This is a genomic window from Aquabacterium fontiphilum (assembly GCF_009909205.1).
Classification (GTDB): domain Bacteria; phylum Pseudomonadota; class Gammaproteobacteria; order Burkholderiales; family Burkholderiaceae_C; genus Aquabacterium; species Aquabacterium fontiphilum.
On sequence record NZ_JAAAPN010000031.1, the window covers coordinates 1 to 610 of the forward strand.

Annotated in this window: 1 protein-coding gene; it reads right to left on the reverse strand. The window is 56.7% G+C overall.

The features are described 5' to 3' along the window. Nucleotides 1-479, reverse strand: a 479-nt coding sequence (locus GTZ97_RS16425) for a hypothetical protein (protein WP_201748334.1), incomplete at its 3' end; no start/stop codon positions are given. Nucleotides 480-610 lie beyond the last annotated feature (131 nt).

The window sequence follows — 610 nt, forward strand, 5'->3', positions numbered from 1 at the left end:
CCTTCGCGATGCAGTCGAATCTTGATGCGCAAGCCACCTCCGCCTCGCCGCAACTCGTCTAGCAACTCGTCGGGAATCCGGTCAGCGACAGGAATATCAACATCGAGCAACAGTTCTTTGCCCCGATCTACATAGACCTTGGCGTTGATGCTCTTCATCAAACCGGGTGGACGAATGGCAAGCGAGGACTTGCTGTTTCGTCCCTCCCAAAAAACACCTTCCTCAAATGTCTGGCCGTTCTGGTTTTTGAATACCCCAAACAGCCCCTCTCCCCTGGTAACACCAAAACCCGAGATGACTGTTTCATATCCCTCTACGCCCCTGAACCGATGCATGCGTTGCAGTTCCTCGGGCGTCCAGGGCCGACCACCCGGCGCCTGTGGCGTTGAGGGCTGCGGTTTTGCACACGCTGACACGCTGCACACCACCGGCCACGCGGTCAATCCCTTGCACAGTCTTCGTCGCCATTCGTTCATCATTGCACCCTGAGGTTGTCGAGGTTGTAGCCGTTGAGCTTCAGCCAGGCAAGGTAAGCATCCATGTTGACCTCCCCCGTTTCATCCGAACTGAAGCGATCCACTTCACCTTCGCCAATGCCCGGCGTTCTGGC